The 21,723-nt window shown below is 48.0% G+C and carries 16 protein-coding genes and 2 pseudogenes; 16 read left to right on the top strand and 2 right to left on the bottom strand.

All coding sequences use genetic code 11. The annotated features are described in order from the left end of the window. Nucleotides 1-413: 413 nt before the first annotated feature. From ACO4R2_RS00660 to ccsA, 4 genes and pseudogenes are all read left to right on the top strand, one after another. Nucleotides 414-743 (top strand): annotated as a pseudogene (locus ACO4R2_RS00660) (cytochrome c3 family protein); the annotation flags it as partial. Between the two features lie 41 nt (nt 744-784). After that, on the top strand, nt 785-2,284 hold the full coding sequence (nrfA, locus tag ACO4R2_RS00655; RefSeq protein ID WP_484768791.1) for an ammonia-forming cytochrome c nitrite reductase: 1,500 nt from the start codon (nt 785-787) through the stop codon (nt 2,282-2,284). A gap of 391 nt (nt 2,285-2,675) precedes the next feature. Further along, entirely contained in the window at nt 2,676-3,755 is a 1,080-nt protein-coding gene (locus ACO4R2_RS00650) for a cytochrome c biogenesis ResB family protein (protein WP_484768790.1), read from the top strand. 88 nt (nt 3,756-3,843) lie between these two features. Continuing rightward, entirely contained in the window at nt 3,844-4,635 is a 792-nt protein-coding gene (gene ccsA / locus ACO4R2_RS00645; protein ID WP_484768789.1) for a cytochrome c biogenesis protein CcsA, read from the top strand. A 115-nt stretch (nt 4,636-4,750) separates the two neighbouring features. Here the strand turns inward: ccsA and rplS are convergent, their stop codons facing one another. Continuing rightward, nucleotides 4,751-5,122, bottom strand: coding sequence for a 50S ribosomal protein L19 (rplS, locus tag ACO4R2_RS00640; RefSeq protein ID WP_311491039.1), 372 nt, complete (start codon nt 5,120-5,122; stop codon nt 4,751-4,753). 263 nt (nt 5,123-5,385) lie between these two features. Here rplS and ACO4R2_RS00635 point away from each other — a divergent pair, with 263 nt between their 5' ends. The 3 genes from ACO4R2_RS00635 to ACO4R2_RS00625 are packed head-to-tail and all read left to right on the top strand — an operon-like array spanning nt 5,386 to nt 9,939. Then, nucleotides 5,386-6,216, top strand: coding sequence for an AAA family ATPase (locus tag ACO4R2_RS00635; protein WP_484768788.1), 831 nt, complete (start codon nt 5,386-5,388; stop codon nt 6,214-6,216). A gap of 12 nt (nt 6,217-6,228) precedes the next feature. Continuing rightward, on the top strand, nt 6,229-7,251 hold the full coding sequence (locus tag ACO4R2_RS00630) for a DUF4435 domain-containing protein (RefSeq protein ID WP_484768787.1): 1,023 nt from the start codon (nt 6,229-6,231) through the stop codon (nt 7,249-7,251). 39 nt (nt 7,252-7,290) lie between these two features. Next, complete coding sequence (locus ACO4R2_RS00625; RefSeq protein ID WP_484768786.1) at nt 7,291-9,939, top strand: C10 family peptidase; 2,649 nt, start codon at nt 7,291-7,293, stop codon at nt 9,937-9,939. 864 nt (nt 9,940-10,803) lie between these two features. Here the strand turns inward: ACO4R2_RS00625 and ACO4R2_RS00620 are convergent. Further along, nucleotides 10,804-11,163, bottom strand: a complete 360-nt coding sequence (locus tag ACO4R2_RS00620; RefSeq protein ID WP_484768785.1) for a hypothetical protein — start codon at nt 11,161-11,163, stop codon at nt 10,804-10,806. A gap of 183 nt (nt 11,164-11,346) precedes the next feature. On the opposite strand from ACO4R2_RS00620, the gene ACO4R2_RS00615 reads away from it, so the two are divergent. From ACO4R2_RS00615 to cysN, 9 genes and pseudogenes are all read left to right on the top strand, one after another. Beyond that, nucleotides 11,347-12,786, top strand: coding sequence for an MATE family efflux transporter (locus tag ACO4R2_RS00615; RefSeq protein ID WP_484768850.1), 1,440 nt, complete (start codon nt 11,347-11,349; stop codon nt 12,784-12,786). A gap of 147 nt (nt 12,787-12,933) precedes the next feature. Continuing rightward, the gene (gene cysQ / locus ACO4R2_RS00610) at nt 12,934-13,743 is read left to right on the top strand and encodes a 3'(2'),5'-bisphosphate nucleotidase CysQ (protein WP_484768784.1); all 810 of its coding nucleotides are present in this window, start codon (nt 12,934-12,936) and stop codon (nt 13,741-13,743) included. A 68-nt stretch (nt 13,744-13,811) separates the two neighbouring features. Next, a complete protein-coding gene (locus ACO4R2_RS00605) occupies nt 13,812-15,356 on the top strand; it encodes an SLC13 family permease (protein WP_484768783.1) in 1,545 nt (514 codons plus the stop codon). A gap of 4 nt (nt 15,357-15,360) precedes the next feature. Then, entirely contained in the window at nt 15,361-15,945 is a 585-nt protein-coding gene (gene cysC / locus ACO4R2_RS00600) for an adenylyl-sulfate kinase (protein WP_484768782.1), read from the top strand. A gap of 68 nt (nt 15,946-16,013) precedes the next feature. Further along, nucleotides 16,014-16,922, top strand: coding sequence for a sulfate adenylyltransferase subunit CysD (gene cysD, locus ACO4R2_RS00595; RefSeq protein WP_484768781.1), 909 nt, complete (start codon nt 16,014-16,016; stop codon nt 16,920-16,922). Nucleotides 16,923-16,981: 59 nt separating this feature from the next. Further along, nucleotides 16,982-18,401 (top strand): annotated as a pseudogene (locus ACO4R2_RS00590) (MBOAT family O-acyltransferase). A gap of 6 nt (nt 18,402-18,407) precedes the next feature. Next, nucleotides 18,408-18,674: a hypothetical protein gene (locus ACO4R2_RS00585; protein WP_484768780.1), complete on the top strand. Its 267-nt coding sequence runs from the start codon at nt 18,408-18,410 to the stop codon at nt 18,672-18,674. Continuing rightward, on the top strand, nt 18,671-19,621 hold the full coding sequence (locus ACO4R2_RS00580) for an SGNH/GDSL hydrolase family protein (protein ID WP_484768779.1): 951 nt from the start codon (nt 18,671-18,673) through the stop codon (nt 19,619-19,621). Before ACO4R2_RS00585 ends, ACO4R2_RS00580 begins: the two co-directional genes overlap by 4 nt. A gap of 79 nt (nt 19,622-19,700) precedes the next feature. Next, a complete protein-coding gene (cysN, locus tag ACO4R2_RS00575) occupies nt 19,701-21,206 on the top strand; it encodes a sulfate adenylyltransferase subunit CysN (RefSeq protein WP_484768778.1) in 1,506 nt (501 codons plus the stop codon). The last annotated feature ends 517 nt before the right edge of the window (nt 21,207-21,723 follow it).

Here is a 21,723-nt window from a genome sequence, read left to right as displayed (position 1 = left end):
GAGTATCTTCCGTATTAGCGGAAGTGGCAATTGTGCAACACCGCTGGTGTCAGAGGATAGAGCGATCACTACATTCACGGGTTCTCCCTTCGGGCATCATCCGCGGTTGAGCATGGTGTATCCCCGCTGGGGACAGTTGGAGGATGTAATGGGTGTGTCTCGCTGAAAAATTTCCTTATTGTGCTGGCTGACGCAATAAGGGAGTGAGCTGAGAGCCTTATTGCGTTGGAGAATACAATAAGGAAAAAAAGATGAAAGTCCTGAAGAGAGTAACACTCTTCAGTAGCCCCAATTCGGTTTATAAATTTTCGTCTTCATGGGTTTGGTGCTACGACGAAAGATCTTTCTGTTAGGAATATGAAATCTTAGGAAGCTTTGCTTCAATAGAAAGGAGAGAGAGCAGTGTGTTTGCAAAGTACTATTTCAAAGCGAAAGATGGTATTGGACACGTGGCGGCCTTTGTGACCAAAAGCGAGAAAGATGTTATCATGCTCAAAGAGGCGAGTGCGGAAGTGATAATGGATAACTGTATACGTTGTCATACCCAGTTGAACACCGAACTGGTGAATACGGGGCGTATCGACTACATGATGGCGCAGCGTAACGAGGGGAAAGCTTGCTGGGATTGTCATCGCGAAACACCTCACGGACGAGTGGGGCTCTCGAGTACTCCCAATGCCATTGTTCCTTATCCGCCTGCAACAGCACCGCAATGGCTTCATAAAACCGTTGGCGGACGATAACAATTTCTTTCAATTGTAAAAACTAAAAAAATCATATCATTATGTCAGAACAACAGCGAAAACTCAAAACATGGCAAGGCTGGGCCCTCTTTGGTGGTGCCATGCTCATTGTCTTCTGTCTGGGGCTCCTGGCAGCGTCGCTGATGGAGCGCCGCGCCGAAGTGGCAAGTATCTTCAACAACCGCCGATTCCCGATGAAGGACAGCATTGTTTCCCTTAACGACTCCTTTGCTGCTGATTTTCCGCGTGAGTATGAAACATGGAAGATGACAGCAGATACTACGTTTGAAAGTGAGTTTAATGGGAGTCAACGTAAAGATGTCTTGGCTCAACGCCCCAATATGGTGGTTCTTTGGGCGGGATACACTTTCTCTTGGGAATACAATACTCCACGTGGTCATTCACACGCCGTTGAGGATATGCGCGAGATTTTGCGCACTGGTGCTCCGATGACTCCTGGTGATAAGGGTGAGAAACAACCCGGAACGTGTTGGACCTGTAAGGGACCAGATGTTCCTCGCTTGATGAGTGAAATGGGAGTGGCAAACTTTTATAAAGCACCTTGGTCGTCACTTGGTAGTCAAGTGATGAACACAGTTGGTTGTTCGGATTGTCACGATCCTGTCACTATGAATCTTCGTGTGAGTCGTCCCGCTTTGAAAGAGGCATGGGCACGCACCCACAACGGCGAAGATGTCAACACACGTCCACATCAAGAAATGCGTTCACTTGTTTGTGCACAATGTCATGAAGAATACTACTTCCAGAAAGGTACAAACTACCTCGCTTTCCCGATGGACGAAGGAAACACCGTGGAGGATATAGAGCGCTACTATGATAAGATAAAGTTTACAGATTATACGCACGCTCTGAGTCGTGCTCCAATGCTGAAGGCGCAGCATCCAGGCTATACGCTCTTTATGCACGGTACTCATGGTATGCGCGGTTTGTCCTGTGCCGACTGTCATATGCCGTATAAGGCAGAAGGTGGCGTTAAGTTCTCCGATCATCAGATTACGAGTCCGTTGGCACATATCGAACGCACTTGTCAGGTGTGTCATCGTGAGAGCGCTGATAAGCTGAGAGGTTATGTTTACAAACGTCAGCGTAAAGTCAACGAGATTCGCGATCGCGTAGAGGCTGAGTTGGCTAAAGCACACATTGAAGCGAAGTTTGCTTGGGATAAGGGTGCAACGGATAATGAAATGAAAGAAACGCTGCAAGATCTCCGTTCCGGTCAGTGGCGTTGGGACTACGCAGTAGCTTCCCATGGAGCTTCATTCCACGCAACGGACGAAGTGATGCGCATTCTTGCTTCGGCTCTCGACTTTGCTCACAAAGCTCGCTTCTCTATTTCAAAAGTTTTAGCGAAGCACGGTTTCACAGGTGAAGTTCCAATGCCCGATATCAGTACGAAAGCCAAAGCGCAGAAATACATCGGCTTGGATATGGCCAAGATGAATTCCGACAAACATAAGTTCCTTACTACCGTTGTTCCTAAATGGATTCAGGAAGCAAAGGCGAAAGGAAGGATTCACTAAAAGAATGGGATAATTAGGAAATGTGCTAATGTGAGAAAATGTGCTAATTTGTTAATGTGCTAATGTGCTAATGTGGGTTACACCGTGTGTCCCGTTAGGTCATTAGCATATTAGCACATTCAAGCCAAATTAGCACATTAGCACATTGCCACATTAGCACATTAGCACATTGCCACATTAGCACATTCAAGCGACCTTGTCGCCCCGCATTAGCACATTTACTAAATTAGCACATTAAAATATCGTGTGGATAAAACCTTGGAAAATTAAAGAAGCCCTATTTATTGGAGGCGGGCTTGTTTTAACGGGGCTATTGCTACAGTTTACAATAGGTCCGATAAAGTGGGATTTGTTTGCATTTCCCGTTAATCTTATCTTTTTAATATTTTGGGTGTTACTCATTTTAGGTAGCTGGCTTTTAAGAGAACGCTTCTACCTGCTACGTTGGATGAGTAGTAGTCAAGCTGCAGTGGGAGCAATCGCTTGGGTTGCGTTGCTCACGCTCATTATGGGACTGACGAAGCAAGTCGGGGCTGATGCCTCCCCGTCTGACCCTATTGGGATTACTAAGATGTTGAGCCACTGGGCGTTTGTCCTCGTCTATATGTGGATGACTTACATTCTTGGACTTGTCATTCTTCGGCAAGTCAGTCATTTCACTTGGCGCGGCGTTCCCTTTCTTGTGTCACATCTCGGACTCTTCCTTGTGCTCACTTGTGGAACACTTGGCAGTGCAGATATGCAACGCCTGCGATCAGGCGCGGAGCTGGAAGCAGAAGTTCCCGAATGGCGCGGGCTCGATGATAAGAATAAAGTTCACGAGCTCGACTTTGCGGTGCAACTCAATAGTTTTATCATGGACACATATCCGCCGAAGCTCATCGTTATCGATAGTAAAAGCGGAGATGCACTTCCGCGTGGAAAGTCCGATGTGCTGAGTCTCGAAGATAGTCTTGCTCACGGTCGTTTGAATGGTTGGGAGATACATGTTAAGCAGTATTTGCCTTTTGCAGCCCTTGTCCCTGAAGGGGGTAAACTGAAAGCTGTGGCTTGGGGCTCAGCCGGTGCAATTCCTGCAGCTATGGTGGAAGTCATCAATCCCACTACCCATCGTCGCATTAGCGGTTGGGTGAGTTGTGGCAGTTTCTATTTTCCCATGCAAGTGCTCCAGCTCGATGCTAAAACCGCTGTTGCGATGCCGCAACTTGAACCGCGCCGCTTTGCTTCGGACGTAACGGTCTATACGAAAGATGGGCATAAGCTCCGCGATACGATAGATGTTAATAAGCCCCTCAGTGTCAATGGATGGAAAATGTACCAACTCGATTATGACCACGATCGCGGTCGTTGGAGTCAGTATTCCGTCTTCGAACTTGTTCGCGACCCTTGGCTTCCTTATGTTTATGTGGGTATAGCCCTCCTCCTACTAGGTGCAATTCTCATGTTTGTTATGGGAAGTAGGCGCAAATAAAAGTTTATGTATCCATTAGCACATTAGCACATTAGCACATTAGCACATTAGCATATTAGCACATTTCTTAATTAACACATTCCTCACCGTGTCCTGGTCATCATTTATATACTTCGCTATTCCCGCCATACTTTTCTGGGCGGTAGGTGCGTTTCTCGCATGGAAAGAAAAACGCCCTTTGTTAGTCTACGGCTTTACGGCTGTTGGGCTTACTATCTTCTTTAGTTTTATCACCCTTATGTGGGTTTCGTTGGAGCGTCCACCGCTTCGCACCATGGGCGAAACGCGCCTTTGGTATAGTTTCTTCCTTCCGCTGGCAGGTATCATAGTGTATAGCCGTTGGAAATATAAGTGGATTTTAGCTTTCAGCACATTGCTCTCCACTGTCTTTATCTGTATCAATCTCTTCAAGCCAGAGATTCACAACAAGACATTGATGCCTGCACTGCAAAGTCCGTGGTTCGCTCCTCACGTGATTATCTATATGTTTGCTTATGCCCTTCTTGGAGCAGCAGCATTGATGAGTATCTATTTGCTTTTCTTCAAGCGTTTGGCTGTGGAGGAAAAAGAAATAGAGCTCACTGATAATCTCTCCTACATCGGTTTAGCCTTTATGACTATCGGTATGCTTTTCGGCGCCTTGTGGGCAAAAGAAGCATGGGGGCATTATTGGAGTTGGGACCCGAAAGAGACTTGGGCGGCTATCACATGGTTTAGCTATCTCGTCTATATTCATTTTCGCCGTTCAAATCCTCGCCATCTGCGCACATCTTTAGCTATGTTGCTTGTCTGCTTCGTTTTCCTTCAAGTATGCTGGTGGGGTATCAACTATTTACCCAGTGCTCAAGGCAGTAGCATTCATACCTATAGCATGAGTTGAGAAAGGTGTAGAGAAATAAGCAGAAAAACTTATATCTCCGTATTATTCACAAAAAAGAGACCATTCCCGAAAGAATGGTCTCTTTTTACTTGCTTTGCAAAAAAGCGGAAGCGGCTTATTTCTTGTCCGTAGCGACTGCAGTACGCTTTTCACGGATGCGAGCACGCTTACCAGTGAGGTTGCGCAGGTAGTAGAGTTTAGCACGGCGAACCTTACCTACTTTATTAACCTCAACGCTGTCAATAGCGGGGCTATCCATAGGGAAGATACGTTCAACACCTACAGTACCGCTCATCTTGCGAACTGTAAAGCGCTTCTTGTTTCCGTGACCTGCGATCTTGATAACAACGCCGCGGTACAGCTGTACACGCTCCTTGTTACCCTCGACAATTTTGTATGCCACAGTTACCGTGTCACCAGCTTTGAAAGTTGGCATCTGGATGCCTGTAGCAAAAGCTTCTTCAGCAATTTTAATTAAATCTGCCATTTTTGATTTGGGAATTAAATATTGTTTGTCGGTCCCAGCATAGCATATACAGTTCTTTCGCTCTCTGCCAGCGGCTATGCGGAAAAGCGGTGCAAAAGTACGGCTAATTTCCTGAATAACAAAGCAGGACTACTTTTTTCTGTTCTCTTTGTGATCAATAATAGAAGAAACTAGATGTTCAGCAGAGTTTTTGTGAGGTTTGCTTATTTGCCCATCTGCCCGAAACTCAGTATCTTTGCTGCAACTGATAAATACGTTGAGTTATGAAATATGCTAACTATATTCGTCGCATAGATATTCCGAGTCTTTGGTCTGGGCATAAACACATTCTTTGGGAACTAAACCCCGATGTTAATATCTTAAGTGGACGCAACGGAGAAGGGAAGAGCACTATTCTGAATCGTTTGATTCAGCATCTGCGCGAACTTCCTGTTTCTGGTGAACTCTCTCCGGCTGATACCTCAACGGGATTGACAATGGAGTTTGCACCTTCTGACGCAACGGGTATTCGTTATGATATTATCAGGAGTTTCGACCGTCAGTTGGTTAAAAGCGACCGTTTGGAACAACTCACGGATGTTCATGTGGCAACAGAACTCGACTGGCAGCTCTATTTGCTTCAGCGGCGCTACCTCGACTATCAAGTGAATGTGGGAAACCGCATGATTGAACTTCTCACTAGTGGCGACCCCGAAGCGCGGCAGAAAGCTACGGATGCGGCAAGCATCAAAACACGCTTTCTCGACATCGTTGATGATCTCTTCTCTGAAACGGGGAAGAAGATAGACCGAAAGAGCAACGAACTTCAGTTTTCTCAGTATGGAGAGGTGCTGCAACCTTATGTTCTTTCAAGCGGTGAGAAACAAGTTCTTGTGATTCTTCTGACGGCTTTGACAGAGGATCAGCAGCCTTACGTTCTTTTCATGGATGAGCCAGAAGCCAGTTTGCACTTCGAATGGCAGAAACGACTCGTTGGGCTTATCCGCGAACTCAACCCCAATGCGCAAATCGTTCTCACTACTCATTCTCCCGCTGTTATTATGGACGGTTGGCAAGATGCTGTGACAGAGGTCAGTGATATTACGCTTGATTAACTCTCTCTTACTATGGCTCGGAGATTATCTCATAACTTAAATTCGGCTTATATAGAGGCGATGAATCGCTTGCAGTCGAAACGAGCAAGACAGAAGATAGTCGTTTATGTGGAAAGCTATGATGATGTCTTCTTCTGGAGTACACTGCTGCACCCTTTGGAAACTGATCGCTATTATTTTGAAGTGATGCTCCCTTCGCGCACTAAACTGAGCAAAGGCAAGAAGGAAGCACTCGCCAATGAGTTGGGACCACAATTAGGGGCCTATATGATTGCTTGCGTGGATGCAGACTACGATTATCTCATGCAAGGAACCACGCTCGTGTCGAAGGAGGTTTGTGAGAATCCTTATGTATTTCACACTTATGTGTATGCCATTGAGAATTTTCAGTGCTATGCTCCCGCGCTCCATAATGTCTGCGTCATGGCAACGCTCAACGATCGGCGACTCTTCGATTTCGAAACATTCCTCCAGCTCTATTCCGAAATCATTTGGCCACTCTTCGCTTGGAACATCTGGTGCTATCGCTATGGCGGTTATAAGGAGTTTTCGATGCTCGACTTTTATCACATCATAGAAATCTATCAACTCGACTACTACCACCCCGAGCGTACGTTGGAAGCTCTGCGCCACCATGTCAATCAGAAGATTGCGCGTTTGCAAAAACGTTTTCCAGAAGGGCGACAGACTTACAAACCGCTCTGTGCCGAGCTTTTGCGCTTGGGAGTGACCCCACAAACCACCTATCTTTATATGCGAGGCCACGATCTCTTCAAGGGATTAGTGGCTCCCATGCTCAATGGCGTGTGCGATGTGCTTCGGCGCGAGAAAGAAAATGAGATACGTAGCCTTGCAGTGCATAACGTTCAAGCACAGAACGAACTTGCTTCCTATCAGCACAGCATAGGACTTGTGGAAGAAATGCTCCGCAAACACACAACCTATACAGATTGTCCAGAGTATCAGCGCGTGCAGGCAGATATCAAAGCACTTCTCGACGGTTCTAATCGTTCTGTTTCACAAGCAGATAGCTAAAGTTTTTTCTACTCATATTTTTATTAAAACTTTCCTAAAATGATTTTTACATGCCTCTCTCGAATAACTCGCCACGTGGATAGTGTTTTCCGTAAGAGTTCTTCTACTGTTATTTTTCTCCTTCTCCTTTTCTTACAAACCCTGAGCATTCAAGCGCGGGAGGTGTCTCCTGAAGAAGCGCTTTCTGTTGCTCGCCGATATGTCCGTATCAGTGAACAAACGCAGCATGAGGTGCGAATGCGGACAAAGGCGCTGTTGCAATCTACTCCTTATTATATATATAATGATGCAGGCGGAAACGGTTTTGTTATCGTTGCCAGCAACGACGCGATGGGAGAGGTGTTGGCGTATAGTACTTCGGGCGCGATAGATACGGCACGTCTGAATCCAGAAGTCCGTTTCTTACTTCAGAGTTATAGGGATGTCTATAGACAGTTAAAAAATAATCCTCAACTCACTACTCAGGCTCCTCACACCCCGAAGCCTGCCGATGCAGTTCCCCCGCTTATCAAATCTCGCTGGGGACAGAGCGAACCTTACAATAAGCTCACCCACTACTATACGGGGTGTGTAGCCACGGCGATGGCTCAAATTATGTACTACCATCAATGGCCTTTGGGCGGGCAAGGCAGTAACAGCTATACCGTTAATTATGAAGGTCAAACGCGCTCAGCTGATTTTTCACAGTCGCAGTATGCTTGGGAGCAGATGAGGCCCACTTACACTTATGGTTCCTATACAAAACAGCAGGAAGATGCCGTGGCAAAATTGATGAGCGATGTCGGAATCTCTGTCTATATGCAGTACACGCCAAATAGTAGCAGCGCACAAAATTTTGCTGCTGCACAGGCCTTTCGCTCTTATTTCGATTACGATGCTGCCATTGTTACCAAGGAGAATGAGGGCAACGCTCATTTTTTAGAGGTCATCCAAGACGAACTCCGCAAAGGTTTTCCGCTCTACATCTCGGGCAATCAGCGAAGTGGGGCAAGCGGTCATGCCTGGGTAGCTGATGGCTTTGATCGCGACGGCTTGATTCATATGAATTTCGGTTGGGACGGACAAGCGGATGGCTACTATTCGTTGGCAGCTCTCAATCTCTCTTCCTCTGGAACAGAGTTTGGCGGGCGTCCATTGAGTTTTAATAAGCAGCTCCTCGTTATTTTGGCTCGTCCCAATAAGCCCGGCGTGCCAAAGATTGAAGAAACTTTGCGTGAGGATGCTCCCAATTTGGCTTTCAATATAGGTGGCGAGATGCACTTCCTTGGTGCTGCACCCCAGAAAGCCACATCGGATGTGAAGATAGCTTATAGTTCTTTTGTCAATCAAAGTTTCCTCCCGTTTGTGGGAGATATAGGCATCGGCATCTATGGCGAGGACGGCACATTGGTGCGTGCTTGTCCCTCTCCTTATTATTCCACGGGTGGCTACACAGCATTTCGCTTCCAACAAGATGAGGGAAAGATGCCCTCCTCGGGTCTTATTGCTGAAGATGTGGTATTCTCCACTGATTTGTCGGGGCTTCCCAACGGCGTTTATACACTCTTGCCCATTGCTGCAGCCCGCAAAGGCTCAAACGAATGGGGGACGTGGATGAAATTCAAGAAAGCTCCGCGTTTCATCTTGGAGATACAGAACGATAGTATCTCTGTTCGCGAAAGGCCTTCCCAAGAAGCTGCTTTCCAACTCATAGCTGAACCAGAATTCAAAACTACTTTGCGACCGGGCGAACCCAACTCCGTGCGTCTTGCTATCAGAAAACTCAATGCCTTGCCTTTCGACGGACAGGTGAAGCTCGAACTGCTCGACGATGCAGGTACATCCGTTGCCGAAACATTAACGGAAGCTGTTGTCGACTTTGAGATGTTCGCCACCACCTTTGTGAAAATCCCGCTGCGCCTACCTGCCGATATTGCTCCAGGCCGCTACCGCTTGCGCCTAACTATCATCAAGGAGTACACAAAGGAGGAATGCCTCGTTCAAAATATCAACCGTCAGCAACCTTCCTTTGTAGAGATTGTTGGTAAGGAGGTTTCTTCTGATCTCTTTGCTATGGCTAATGGCTATGCCCAGGACGATTACGGTTCAAGTATGCCGAGTGAAAACATTGACGTGACCTTCACACGACTCTTTAAGTTGGGGTGCATCGTTCAGCTGAACAAAGATAAAGAGTATGCAGGGAAACTCACGCTCCACCTCGTGGATACTGAAACGGACCGACACTTCCCCTTGCTTTCCAGTACGCAGACTGTCCACCTTTCAGGACAAGATGCTACCGCGGCTATCCAAAGCGGATGGCTCAAAGTGAAAGATTTGAAACTCATAAACAACCGCAACTATCGCTTGGCACTGATGGGCGAAATCAATGGAGAGGAGAAAGATCTCTGGCCTCTATCCGTCGAACCGCATTATGTGTCCATCATCAATGGCCCTTACGAAACCTATCCCGATGAGGTAACAACGGGGCTTACCGATGTCGTCACAGATTCTGTTGTGCGTGTGCTCAACGGACTTTTGGAGGTGGAGCAAGAAGGGCTTCAAAGCGTTGAGGTCTACGCACTCAATGGTGCGTTGCTCCTGCGCGCTTCTTCCTCCAACCAACCTCGCCTCGTGCTCGCCTTACCTCAAACTCCCTGTGTGGTGAGAGTCGTAACGCTCTATGGCAGTTTCACTCGAATAGTGCTGTAAGCTATTATCAATAATCTTTATCTGCAAGAGGATTTGTTTCATCAGCGAATCCTCTTGCAGCTTCTTTTTTCCGCTTCTTCATCCCTTCAATAGAAGAACTATACTGCAATTATTGATAAAACTGAAACATCGCTCCCTTTGCAAACGTAATGGTCGTGTTGCTATACTCTCTGCAAGAAAATAATATTTTTTCTTTACGTTGTCACAGGGTTTCGTAGTATTCAGATAAACAAACACTTATGCACGTAACAGTAAATTTTTCAGCTCAATAATTGTTGTCACACTTTCCTCTGTTGTCACAGCTGCTAAAATATTTCTCGTATCTTCTCCCTTCAGCAAATGTTTCAAAAAAACTTCAGAAGCCCTAGTTTGCTGGTAAATGGTTGAACCTTAGTTTCATGCAGTATAAAAAAAGAGTAGCAGTCAATTGCTGCTACTCTTAGTAGTTTAGTTCGTTTGCTTTGATAGCTCCGTTAGAAAGGACTATCGTCGTCCGTCCCATCTTCAACACGAGGGGGAGGATTGGTACTTTCCGTAAAACCCTCATGCTGTGTTCCTCTCGGACTTGAAAGTAACAGCGCATATTGTAAATCTGTTGTGATTACATATGTCTGGGGTGTTTGATACTGCTTCATTTTTGTTGAATTATCTCTCCTAATTTATATATAACGCCTAAATCTGTTTAGGCACATCTTTTATATAGGCATTCCTATATGCAGAAATGTAAATCGGGTTGCAAAGTTAGGTATTTTCTATTATATGTAATCGGTAAATACGAAAAAAGAAAGATAATTCTTCTTAATGGAAATCTAACATCTTTCTTATATGATATTTTATTCATCAAACAAATTGTAAAAATATTTCTTACTCTATAGCCTCGAGAATCGTTTGAAATCTAGTGCGAAGGTCTGTGGTCGAAAATATTGCATTCTCAGTCATCACCACAATAGGGGTATTTTCAATTTCTATAGGAGGAAAATTATTTTCTATACTACAAATTTTATTTTCTCCTTGAGAAATTAAAAATACAATAAGGAAATTTTCAAACGCAATAAGGAAGTCAGCTGGCAACTTTATTGTGTCGAGGGATAGAATAAAGAAAAAAGTGGCTCTGAGCCACTTGTCTGCAACTGAATTTGAGAGAAAAGAGGGCGGAAACCGTTCTTTTTCTCTCCACCTACGTGAAATTTTTTCCATATCCTTCTTCTTTTCGCTTTTCTTCATTGTTTTATCTAGAAAAACTCTTGTATCGCTTTTCTAGATTGAGAAAGGTGTTTGTCAATAAAAAAGACTGTTTTATTAGTGTGCTTAAAAACTTGAGGGATCTTTTTCCTTTTCACAAGTTTCTTAGGGGAGCTCTTCTCTTAGCAGGTCTCTCCTAGAAAAATCGTAATTTTGCAACAGATTATGACCGATGTAGCTACAACCAAGACCGACCGACTGTTGGAAGGAATCCGCACAGGGCGAGAGATGACACGCTGGCAACAACTGGAGTTGCTTGTGCGTCTCAGTCTGCCTGCTATGTTGGCGCAAATAGCCACCATCGTGATGAACTATATTGATGCCTCGATGGTGGGACATCTTGGCGCGAACGCCAGTGCCAGTATCGGGCTCGTTAGCACCAGTGTTTGGCTTTTCGCGGGCCTTTGTAATGCTGTCAGTATGGGCTTCTCCGTTCAGGTGGCCCATCTCATTGGCGCAAACGATGAAGAGGGCGCGCGCAATGTGTTGCGCCAAGCTCTGGTAGCTACGTTCGTGTTCAGCGTTGTCGAAGGCTTGCTGGGCATTCTCGTAAGTCCGCATTTGCCCGTATGGCTCGGCGGAGGTGATGCCATACGGGGCGATAGTGCCACCTACTTTGCCATCTTCAGCCTCGTTATCCCCATCCTCCAGCTCGATATCTTGGCTTCGGCCATGTTGCGCTGTAGCGGCAACGTGAAGTTTCCAAGTATCCTCAACGCCGTGATGTGCTTGTTCGACGTTATCTTCAATTTCATTTTCATCTATCCCACGCGCACCATTTCCTTTCTGGGCTTCGACTTTTCTATGCCAGGTATGGGCTTGGGCGTTCCGGGGGCGGCCCTCGGTACGGCCGCGGCCGAAATCTTGACGGCAATCATCATGGTCTACTATATGTTGGCCCGATCGCGGCAGTTGAGTATCTGGAACAAGGGCTTCGGCGAATTGCGGCGTTTCATCCCTACGAGTCGCGTACTCTCCCGCGCATGGAAGATAGGGCTGCCCATGGCAGTGCAGCACGTGGCCATGTGTTCCGCCCAAATTCTGACCACTGTGATAGTAGCCCCTTTGGGCGTTTTTGCTATCTCGGCCAATAGCTTTGGCGTGACGGCCGAAAGCCTATGCTACATGCCGGGTTATGGTATCTCCGATGCAGCCACAACCCTTGTGGGGCAGAGCATCGGGGCTGCGCGGAAATCTTTAGCCCGCCGCTTTGCGTTTATTGCCGTGGCTTTTGGCATTAGCATCATGACGCTGATGGGCATCCTTATGTATGTATTTGCTCCGTTGATGATGGCCGTCTTCACGCCGGTTCAGGAAATCATCGACCTCGGTGTTGCCGCTCTGCGCATTGAAGCTTTTGCCGAACCCATGTTTGCGGCTTCCATCGTGGCCTATGGCTGCTGTGTGGGAGCTGGCGATACGCTCATTCCGGCCTTTATGAACTTGGCTTCGATGTGGGGTGTACGCCTCACGCTCGCTTTCACGCTGACATCGGTCTTTGATATGGGCCTCACGGGCGTATGGACAGCTATGGCCATCGAACTGACATTCCGCGGCATCATCTTCCTTCTCCGACTTTGGAAGAGCAAAACGTTCAGAGAGTAGGGGAGAAGTGAGATTCTCTCCCTTGTGTCCCCCAACTTGTTTTACTGTTCCGTTCCGACCACAGTGGTTGAGAGGATGGCGCTTAGCCCTGTTGCTTGTGGTTTCTATATGGAATGGTTATATTTGCCGTAATAATTTAGAAGTTGTATGTACAATCCTACAGAATTCCTGCGTGCTGCAATTCCTGCAGCTGTTGAAGCAGGAAAAGCTATTATGGAGATTTACGCCCGTCCTACAGAGGATTGGGAAGTGGAAAGAAAAAACGACAATTCACCTTTGACGCTGGCCGACCGCAAGGCTAATGCTGTCATCGTGGAACACTTGCGGCCAACAGGACTTCCCATCTTGAGCGAAGAAGGTGCACATGCCCCCTATGATAGTCGCAAGGATTGGACAGAACTCTTTGTTGTAGATCCGCTCGATGGTACGAAAGAATTCATCAAACGCAATGGGGAGTTTACTGTCAATATTGCCTACGTCGTGGAAGGAAAGCCAGTGGGCGGCGTGATTTATGTACCCACCACTCACACTCTCTATTTCGGCATGAAAGGCTTTGGAGCCTTCAAAGTGGGGGATATCACAGTGGCTAAGAATGATGAAGTGCAACTTATCCGCTCTGCCGTGCATCTCCCCATGGAAACGCAGCGCCACAACTTTGTGGTGGTGGCTTCGCGCTCCCATCTCTCGGCTGAAACGCAGGCTTTCATCGATGCTTTGCGAAAGGAACATGACGAGGTGGAAATCTTGTCGGCAGGTTCGTCCCTCAAACTCTGTCGCGTGGCGGAGGGGAGTGCCGATATCTACCCCCGATTGGCGCCCACCATGGAGTGGGATACCGCTGCAGGCGATGCCATTGTGCGGGCAGCAGGAAAGCGCGTTTATGATGCCGCAAGTGGTGAACCGTTGCTCTATAACAAAGAGGATTTACACAATCCTCACTTCATAGTAAGTAAATAAAATCTGTTGCCCCTCAAAACTCTTGTTCTCCACGTGTGGACAGAAATAGGGGAGCATGAATTAAAAAGATGTTAGTATTTGTCGTTGTCGTCCTCTTGCTGGTTGTGCTGGCGCTGATGAAGGACCGAATGCGCCCGGGAATGATACTATTCTCGGCCGCAGTGGTGTTTCTCTGTGCGGGCATACTGACTCCAAAGGACATGTTGGAGGGATTTTCCAACAAGGGTATGATAACGGTGGCGTTGCTCTTTCTTGTCAGTGAGGGCATTCGGCGTGCAGGTGTGTTGGAGCAACTTCTCCTTTTCTTGCTACCGAAGGGCCGCTTGTCGGTCTATCGTGTTCAGTTGCGCCTCTTGCCTATCGTTGCCGCCATTTCGGCTTTTCTCAACAACACACCAGTTGTTGTTATCTTTGCCCCGATTATCAAGCGCTGGGCCGAATCTGTGCGTCTCCCCGCTACTAAGTTTCTCATCCCCTTGAGCTATGCCACGATTCTTGGCGGTATGTGTACGCTGATAGGTACGTCCACTAACCTCGTTGTTGATGGGATGGTGATGGATGCAGGCTATACAGGGTTCACCATGTTTGAGCTGGGCAAAGTGGGAGGCTTTATAGCCATCGCTGGCATTGTTTATATGCTCCTCTTCTCCCATTGGCTCTTGCCCGATAGCCGCACGGTGGAGCAGGTAGCAGAGCTGTCGGGGAAAGACTCCCGCTATTTCCGCGTTGATGTAGTGTTGGGCCCGCGCTTCCCTGCCATAGGTAAGCATATCTTTGATTTCGACTTCAAAACAAAGTATGGCGCCACCATTCTGGAGATTCGCCGCAACGGTGAGAGCTTCTTGATGCACGATATGCGCAAGGTGAGCTATCGTGAAGGAGATACGCTGGTACTTTTGGCCGATGAAGAATTTCTTGAAAACTGGGGCGACTCGAGTTTCTTCCTCATGGTGAGCAGTAGCCGAGGTTTGACGCACACACTCTCCCATGCAAAACGCTGGATAGCTGTTGTGCTGGTGGCTCTGATGGTTCTGGGGGCTACCGTAGGGGAGTTGCCCGCTGTTCGCTCGGCTTTCCCGAAAGTTCACCTTGATATGTTCTTCTTTGCCTCCGTTGTGACCATCGTGATGGCTTGGTTGCAGATTTTTCCTGCACGCAAATACACGAAGTTCATTAGTTGGGACATACTCATCACTATTGCGTCGGCCTTTGCCATTAGTAAGGCCATGATGAACTCAGGAGTGGCAGAAGCTATCGCCGCGATAGCCATCCGTCTGACAGACAATTTCGGCCCTTACGTACTCCTGGCGTTCATCTTCATAGTGACGGACTGCTTCACAGAGCTCATGACCAATAACGCAGCCGCTGCACTGACGTTCCCCATTAGTTTATCCATCGCTCAGCAGCTCGGAGTCAGTCCCATGCCTTTCTTCGTGACCATTTGCATGGCTGCCTCATCGAGTTTCTCCACGCCTATTGGTTATCAAACCAATCTTATTGTTCAGGGTGTGGGCGGCTATCGGTTTGCCGACTTCGTGCGCGCCGGACTTCCTCTGAACATCATTTCATTTCTCTTAAGTATATTCTTAATTCCCATCTTTTGGCCATTCTAAAGGTATGAACGAAATATATCCCATCTTTGATCAAATGCTCAGTCGCTCTGATAAAGAGGCGCTTCTGGGGCAGAAAGGCGTCATGCTCTGGTTCACGGGGCTGAGCGGCTCAGGCAAAAGCACCGTGGCAATAGCTCTGGAGCGCGAACTACAAAAGCGAGGCTTACTTTGCCGTATCCTCGATGGTGACAACATACGCAGTGGTATCAACAAAGGCCTCGGATTTACGGCCGAAGACCGCCGAGAGAACATCCGCCGTATTGCCGAAGTTGCCAAACTCTTTGTGGATACAGGTATCATTACTATCGCCGCGTTTATCTCCCCATCCAATGAGCTGCGCCGTATGGCCAGCGACATCATCGGAGCAGAAGATTTCAAGGAAGTGTATATCTCCACTCCACTCGAAGTGTGCGAAGCGCGCGACGTGAAAGGGCTGTACGCCAAGGCGCGCCGTGGAGAAATCAAGAACTTTACGGGAATCAGCGCACCCTTTGAAGCCCCCGAGCATCCAGCTTTGTCAATCGACACCAGCAAGGTGAGCCTCGAGGATAGCGTAAAGCAAATCTTAGCCTTCTTAGGTATCGAATAAAATAAGTGCCTCCCACTGATCGACACCATTCATCTATATAACAACATAAAGCAAAAACTCACAACTATATGGAACAGTATAATCTGAGCCACCTCAAGGAACTCGAAGCGGAAAGTATCTACATCATCCGCGAAGTAGCTGCCGAATTTGAAAATCCTGTTATGCTCTACAGCATCGGTAAGGACTCGAGCGTTATGGCTCGTCTGGCCGAGAAAGCCTTTGCTCCAGGTCGTCCGCCCTTCCCTCTGATGCACATCGACTCAAAGTGGAAGTTCAAAGAAATGCTCCAATTCCGCGATTGGTACGCGCGAGAGCACGGTTGGAAGTTGATAGTGGAAAGCAACATGGAGGCATTTAAGGCTGGAGTAGGCCCATTCACGCATGGCTCAAAGGTACACACCGATCTCATGAAGACGCAGGCGCTTCTTCATGGTCTAAAAAAGCACGGCTTTGATGCAGCTTTCGGCGGAGCTCGTCGCGACGAGGAAAAGAGCCGCGCCAAGGAGCGCATCTTTAGTTTCCGCGATCAGTTTCAGCAGTGGGATCCCAAAAATCAACGTCCGGAACTCTGGGACATTTATAACACTCGTATCCACAAGGGCGAAAGCATACGCGTTTTCCCTTTGAGCAACTGGACAGAGCTGGACATCTGGCAATATATCCGCCTTGAAAACATTCCCATCGTACCGCTGTACTTCGCTAAAGAGCGTCCAGTCGTGGAAATGGACGGCCAACTCATCATGCCAGACGATGAACGCTTGCCTGAAAAGTACAAAGACAAGATTGAGATGCGGAAAATTCGCTTCCGCACCCTCGGATGCTGGCCGCTCACTGGCGCAATTGAGAGCGAAGCCGATACGATTGAGAAAATCGTGGAGGAAATGATGACTACCACAAAGAGCGAGCGAACCACGCGTGTAATTGATTTCGACCAAGATGCTTCTATGGAACAAAAGAAGCGTGAAGGATATTTCTAAATCCATTTTCAGCTTTACCCCTCTGGCTCGTGCCAAAGGAGGGGTAAGGCTCTTTTTTTATGCTCTTCAATTCGTTTGAATTTCTGCTTTTCCTACCCTGCGTCTTCCTTATCTATTGGTATGCTTGTCGCGGTCGTAGGTCGCGCAATCTTTGGATAGTTCTTTGCAGTTACTTCTTCTACGGCTGGTGGGATTGGCGTTTCACGGGACTGCTGGCTCTGACTTCGCTTTGCAGTTATGCCAGCGGTATTTGGGAGGAACGCTATCCGCGATTGGCTCGGCACATATTGTGGAGCAACATACTGCTGAACCTCGGTATCTTAGGCGCATTTAAGTATTTCAACTTCTTTGCCGACAGTTTGCAGGACCTTTCCACGGCCTTGGGCTTTGGAACGCTCCACGCCCCCGTTGTCCACGTGATTCTTCCCGTAGGCATTAGTTTCTACACCTTTCAGGCACTCAGCTATTCCATTGATGTTTATCGTAAGAAACTTCCTGCCACGCACGACCTCATAGAATTTTTTGCCTATCTCAGTTTCTTCCCTCAGTTGGTGGCTGGCCCTATCGAGCGCGCTACTAACTTGCTGCCGCAGTTCCAGCAGGATCGCACGTTTTCCTATGCCGATGCGGTCGACGGAATGCGACAAATTTTGTGGGGCTTCTTCAAGAAGATTGTTATAGCCGACCAATGCGCCGTTGGCGTTAATGCCATCTTCTCCGACTATGCACAGGCCAGTGGGGGTAGACCTGTTGATGGGCGGACTTCTCTTTACCTTTCAGATCTACGGCGACTTCTCTGGTTATAGCGATATAGCAATCGGTACGGGTCGCCTTTTCGGCATCCGATTGATGCAGAACTTCCGTTACCCTTACTTTTCTCGCAATATCCGCGACTTTTGGCAGCGTTGGCACATCTCGCTGATGACGTGGTTTCGCGATTATATTTATTTCCCACTCGGTGGCAGTCGTTGCTCGCGTGCAAAGCAGTTGCGCAACACGTTCATCGTGTTCCTCGTCAGTGGCCTTTGGCACGGCGCGAATTGGACATTTGTTTGTTGGGGGCTTTATCACGCTTGCCTTTTTGTGCCCAGCATTCTGCGCGGCCATAAAGCGGAAGAAAAATCCCTTAAGGGCATCTTAGGACTGGTGCGTACTGGCGGGCAGATGTTCCTTACTTTCTTCCTCGTCATGTTGGGCTGGATACTTTTTAGGAGTGCCACGCTCACCGATGCCGTCCACTATTTGGTGCGTATGTTCACAACGCTTCGTCCCGCCATGCCTACTCATGGTAAGCAAGTGCTTATCTATGTGGCCTTGATGCTGGCTGTCGAATGGTGGCAACGTCATCGCCAACACGCGCTTCAGCTTCCGCCGCGTTTTCTCAATGCTCCCCTCCGCTTTGTGCTCTACTATGCCATCATTGCAGCCATCTTTTTTGCGCTGGGTGCTGGTACGAATTTCATCTACTTTCAGTTCTGATTCCTTATGCAGCAGCCGTTCCTTGGAAAGTTTATTCTGCGCACGCTCTTCTTGCTCACACCGTTCTTTCTCTACGTTGTGCTCTATGTTGTGTGCGACCCTTTCAAGGTGCTGCGCTCTTACGCATCTTTCTACGATAATGCTGCTCCGGCCTGGGTCAATCTCAATGCCGACTATGTTAGTACGATAATTTACTACCTCTGTTTTTCTGCCGTTGCGCTCCGCTTGCTGCACCGCGTTTACGGCACTCATCTTTCCTCGCAACAGAAATGAAGAAATTTATCTTGCGCACCTTTTTGCTTATCTTACCGCTGCTGTTGTTGCTGACGGCTGCCGAGGTGTATCTCCGCTCACTTCCCAATCCTTCGCGGGCGAAGAACGCTTGGCTGGAGGCTCATGCTGATTCTGTGGAGGTGCTGATTCTCGGGAGTTCGCATTCCTACTACGGTTTAGCCCCCGAAGTTTTTGGGTCGAAGGCTTATAATGCCGCACAGGTTTCGCAGACACTCCGCTATGATAATTTCATTCTCGACCACTATGCCTTCCGCTCGTTGCGGACGGTGATTCTTCCCATTTCCGACTTTTCTTTCCACGAAGATTTTGAGCATGATGCCGACTGGTATTATGCCTCCCGCTATCGCCTTTATATGGGGTGCGACTATCATAGTTGGTTGAGTCGCTATGGCTTCGAATTTTGCTCGATGCCTACTTTCCGCGAACGCCTCAAAACGCTGTGGCAGCCTGCGCGACTCAGCTGGAGCAAGCTCGGACAAGGCACCGACTATACGCTTGCCCAAAAGCTCAAAGATTGGAACAATGCTGAGGCACGCGCTCGCAATAACACTTATCGCGATGCCAAGAATGTGGCGCTCAACGAAGCTTTCTTCCAACAACTCATCCAAACTGTCACGCAGCGCTATCATGCGCACCTCGTTTTGATCTCAACTCCGCTCACGGCGCGCTATCGTGCCTGTCAGTATGCCCCACAGGTGCGTGCCATGGAAGCTCGCATTCGTCGGGCGGTGCAGTCCCATCCGCATGTGAGCTATTTCGACTTCCGCGCCGATACGGATTTCACGGCCAACGATTTCTATGATGCCGATCACCTCACGCTGGAGGGGGCGGAAAAACTTTCCAAGAAATTGCGGGCGCGATTGGCGCAAGAATCCGTTGTTGCAGGTGGCGCGCTGTTACCTACCCGACAGAAAGAACAACAATAAGGCCCACGGCATAAGAGTGCCGCCTGTCGTTCCCGAAAAATATATTAACTTTGCAATACATATATAGATATACAGGACAATGAATGATCTGAAAGATAATAAAGTCAGTATTACAGAATTTCTTGATAATGATGAGAAGAAAGACCTCCTGCGCCTGCTCACTGCTGGTAGTGTTGATGATGGAAAGTCGACGCTGATTGGTCGTTTGCTCTTCGACTCTAAGAAATTGTACGAAGATCAGCTCACCGCGCTGGAACGCGATTCCAAGCGTGTGGGAAATGCTGGCGAAAACATTGACTATGCTCTTTTGCTCGATGGCTTGAAGGCCGAGCGCGAAGAGGGTATCACCATCGATGTGGCTTATCGCTATTTCTCCACCAATAAGCGCAAATTTATCATTGCTGATACGCCGGGACATGAGCAGTATACGCGCAACATGATCACGGGCGGATCTACGGCCAACCTTGCTATCATCCTCGTTGATGCCCGCAACGGCATCATCACACAAACGCGCCGCCACACTTTCCTTGTTTCACTGCTCGGCATCAAGCATGTGGTGTTGGCTGTCAATAAGATGGACCTTTGCGGCTTCGATAAGGCGGTGTTCGATAAAATTGTGTCGGAATATATGGACTTTATCCGACCGCTCGGCCTTGAGGATGTCACTTGCTTCCCGCTGAGTGCGCTCGATGGCGATAATGTTGTGGACAAGTCGGAGCGTACACCGTGGTACGAAGGTCCTGCGCTGCTCGATTTCCTCGAGACCATTCCGCTCCATGCCGATCATAATATGAAGGACTTTCGCTTCCCCGTTCAGTTTGTCAGTCGTCCAAATTTGAACTTCCGTGGTTTCTGCGGCAAGGTGGCCAGTGGCATCATTCGCAAAGGCGATGAGGTGGTGGCTCTGCCTTCTATGAAGCACTCCCGCGTGAAAGCCATCGTGCCACCTTATGCGCCCAATCAGAAGCAACTGGGAGCTGATGGTTCTACGCTGAATACCGCCGAACTTCCTATGCAGACGGTGGATTATGCCTTCCCGCCCGAATCCGTCATCTTGCAGTTGGAGGATGAAATAGATATTTCGCGCGGCGAAATGCTGGTGAAGCCCGACAACCTGCCTTTTGTAGGGCGCAATTTCGAGGCAATGCTCGTTTGGATGGATGAGGAACCGATGGATCGCTCTAAGGCGTTCTATATCAAGCAGACTACGAACACGAGTCGCTGCCATGTGGACCAAATCCTCTATCGCATAGACGTGAATACCCTTGAGCAGAGCGAGTGTGAGGCTTTCCGCCTCAACGAAATTGGCCGTGTGGTGATTCAGGCCTCTAAGGAACTCTTCTTCGATTCCTACAAACTCAACAAACAAACAGGCTCATTCATCCTTATCGACCCGATAACGAACAATACCTCAGCCGTGGGTATGATTATCTCGGCTGTGGATGAGAAGGAGTTGCACAACGCTGAGGCCATTCCTACACTCGATCTCCCGAAACTGGGCATTGCCCCCGAACACTATGAAGCTATCGAGCGAGCCGTTGGTGAGCTCGACCGACAGGGCATTGCTGTCCGCATCGTGAAGTAAGCCGTTCTTCTCCAGAATCTCTCTTTCGGAGCTTATCTCAAACACGGAGATTCCCATAATCGTCTTGCAAATTTCGGTTTGCTGGCCGTTTATGGGAATCTCTGTTTTTGTAAACAGAGTTCTTATTTTATAGGACTGAGAATGGCTCGAAATCCAAGTGAAAGTAAAGAGGGAGTCTGACAAGTCCGACTCTTTGGGCCGTTCCAATAAGGCTGTCAGCTGACATCCTTATTGTGTCGGCTGACGCAATAAGGATGCTGGCTGATGCAATAAGGAAAACTACGAGCAAGAAGGGGCTGCTGATTACTCAAAAAGAGCAGAAAAAGTGGGAAAACCTTGATTTTTTAGGTTTCTGAGAGCTGTTGAGCAATTTTTGCTTGCTGCCGAACAATAGAAAAAGCAGATTTTCTGCTGAAAGCGGTCGTGTTTATCAGTTGTAGTATTCTATTTTGCAAAAGGTCATTGTAAAGAAACTTCGGACTTATTGGGGCGTAAAGAAAAGCCTGATAAGTCCGAA

This window comes from Alloprevotella sp., assembly GCF_057240785.1.
This window is presented reverse-complemented; position numbering and strand designations above follow the sequence as displayed.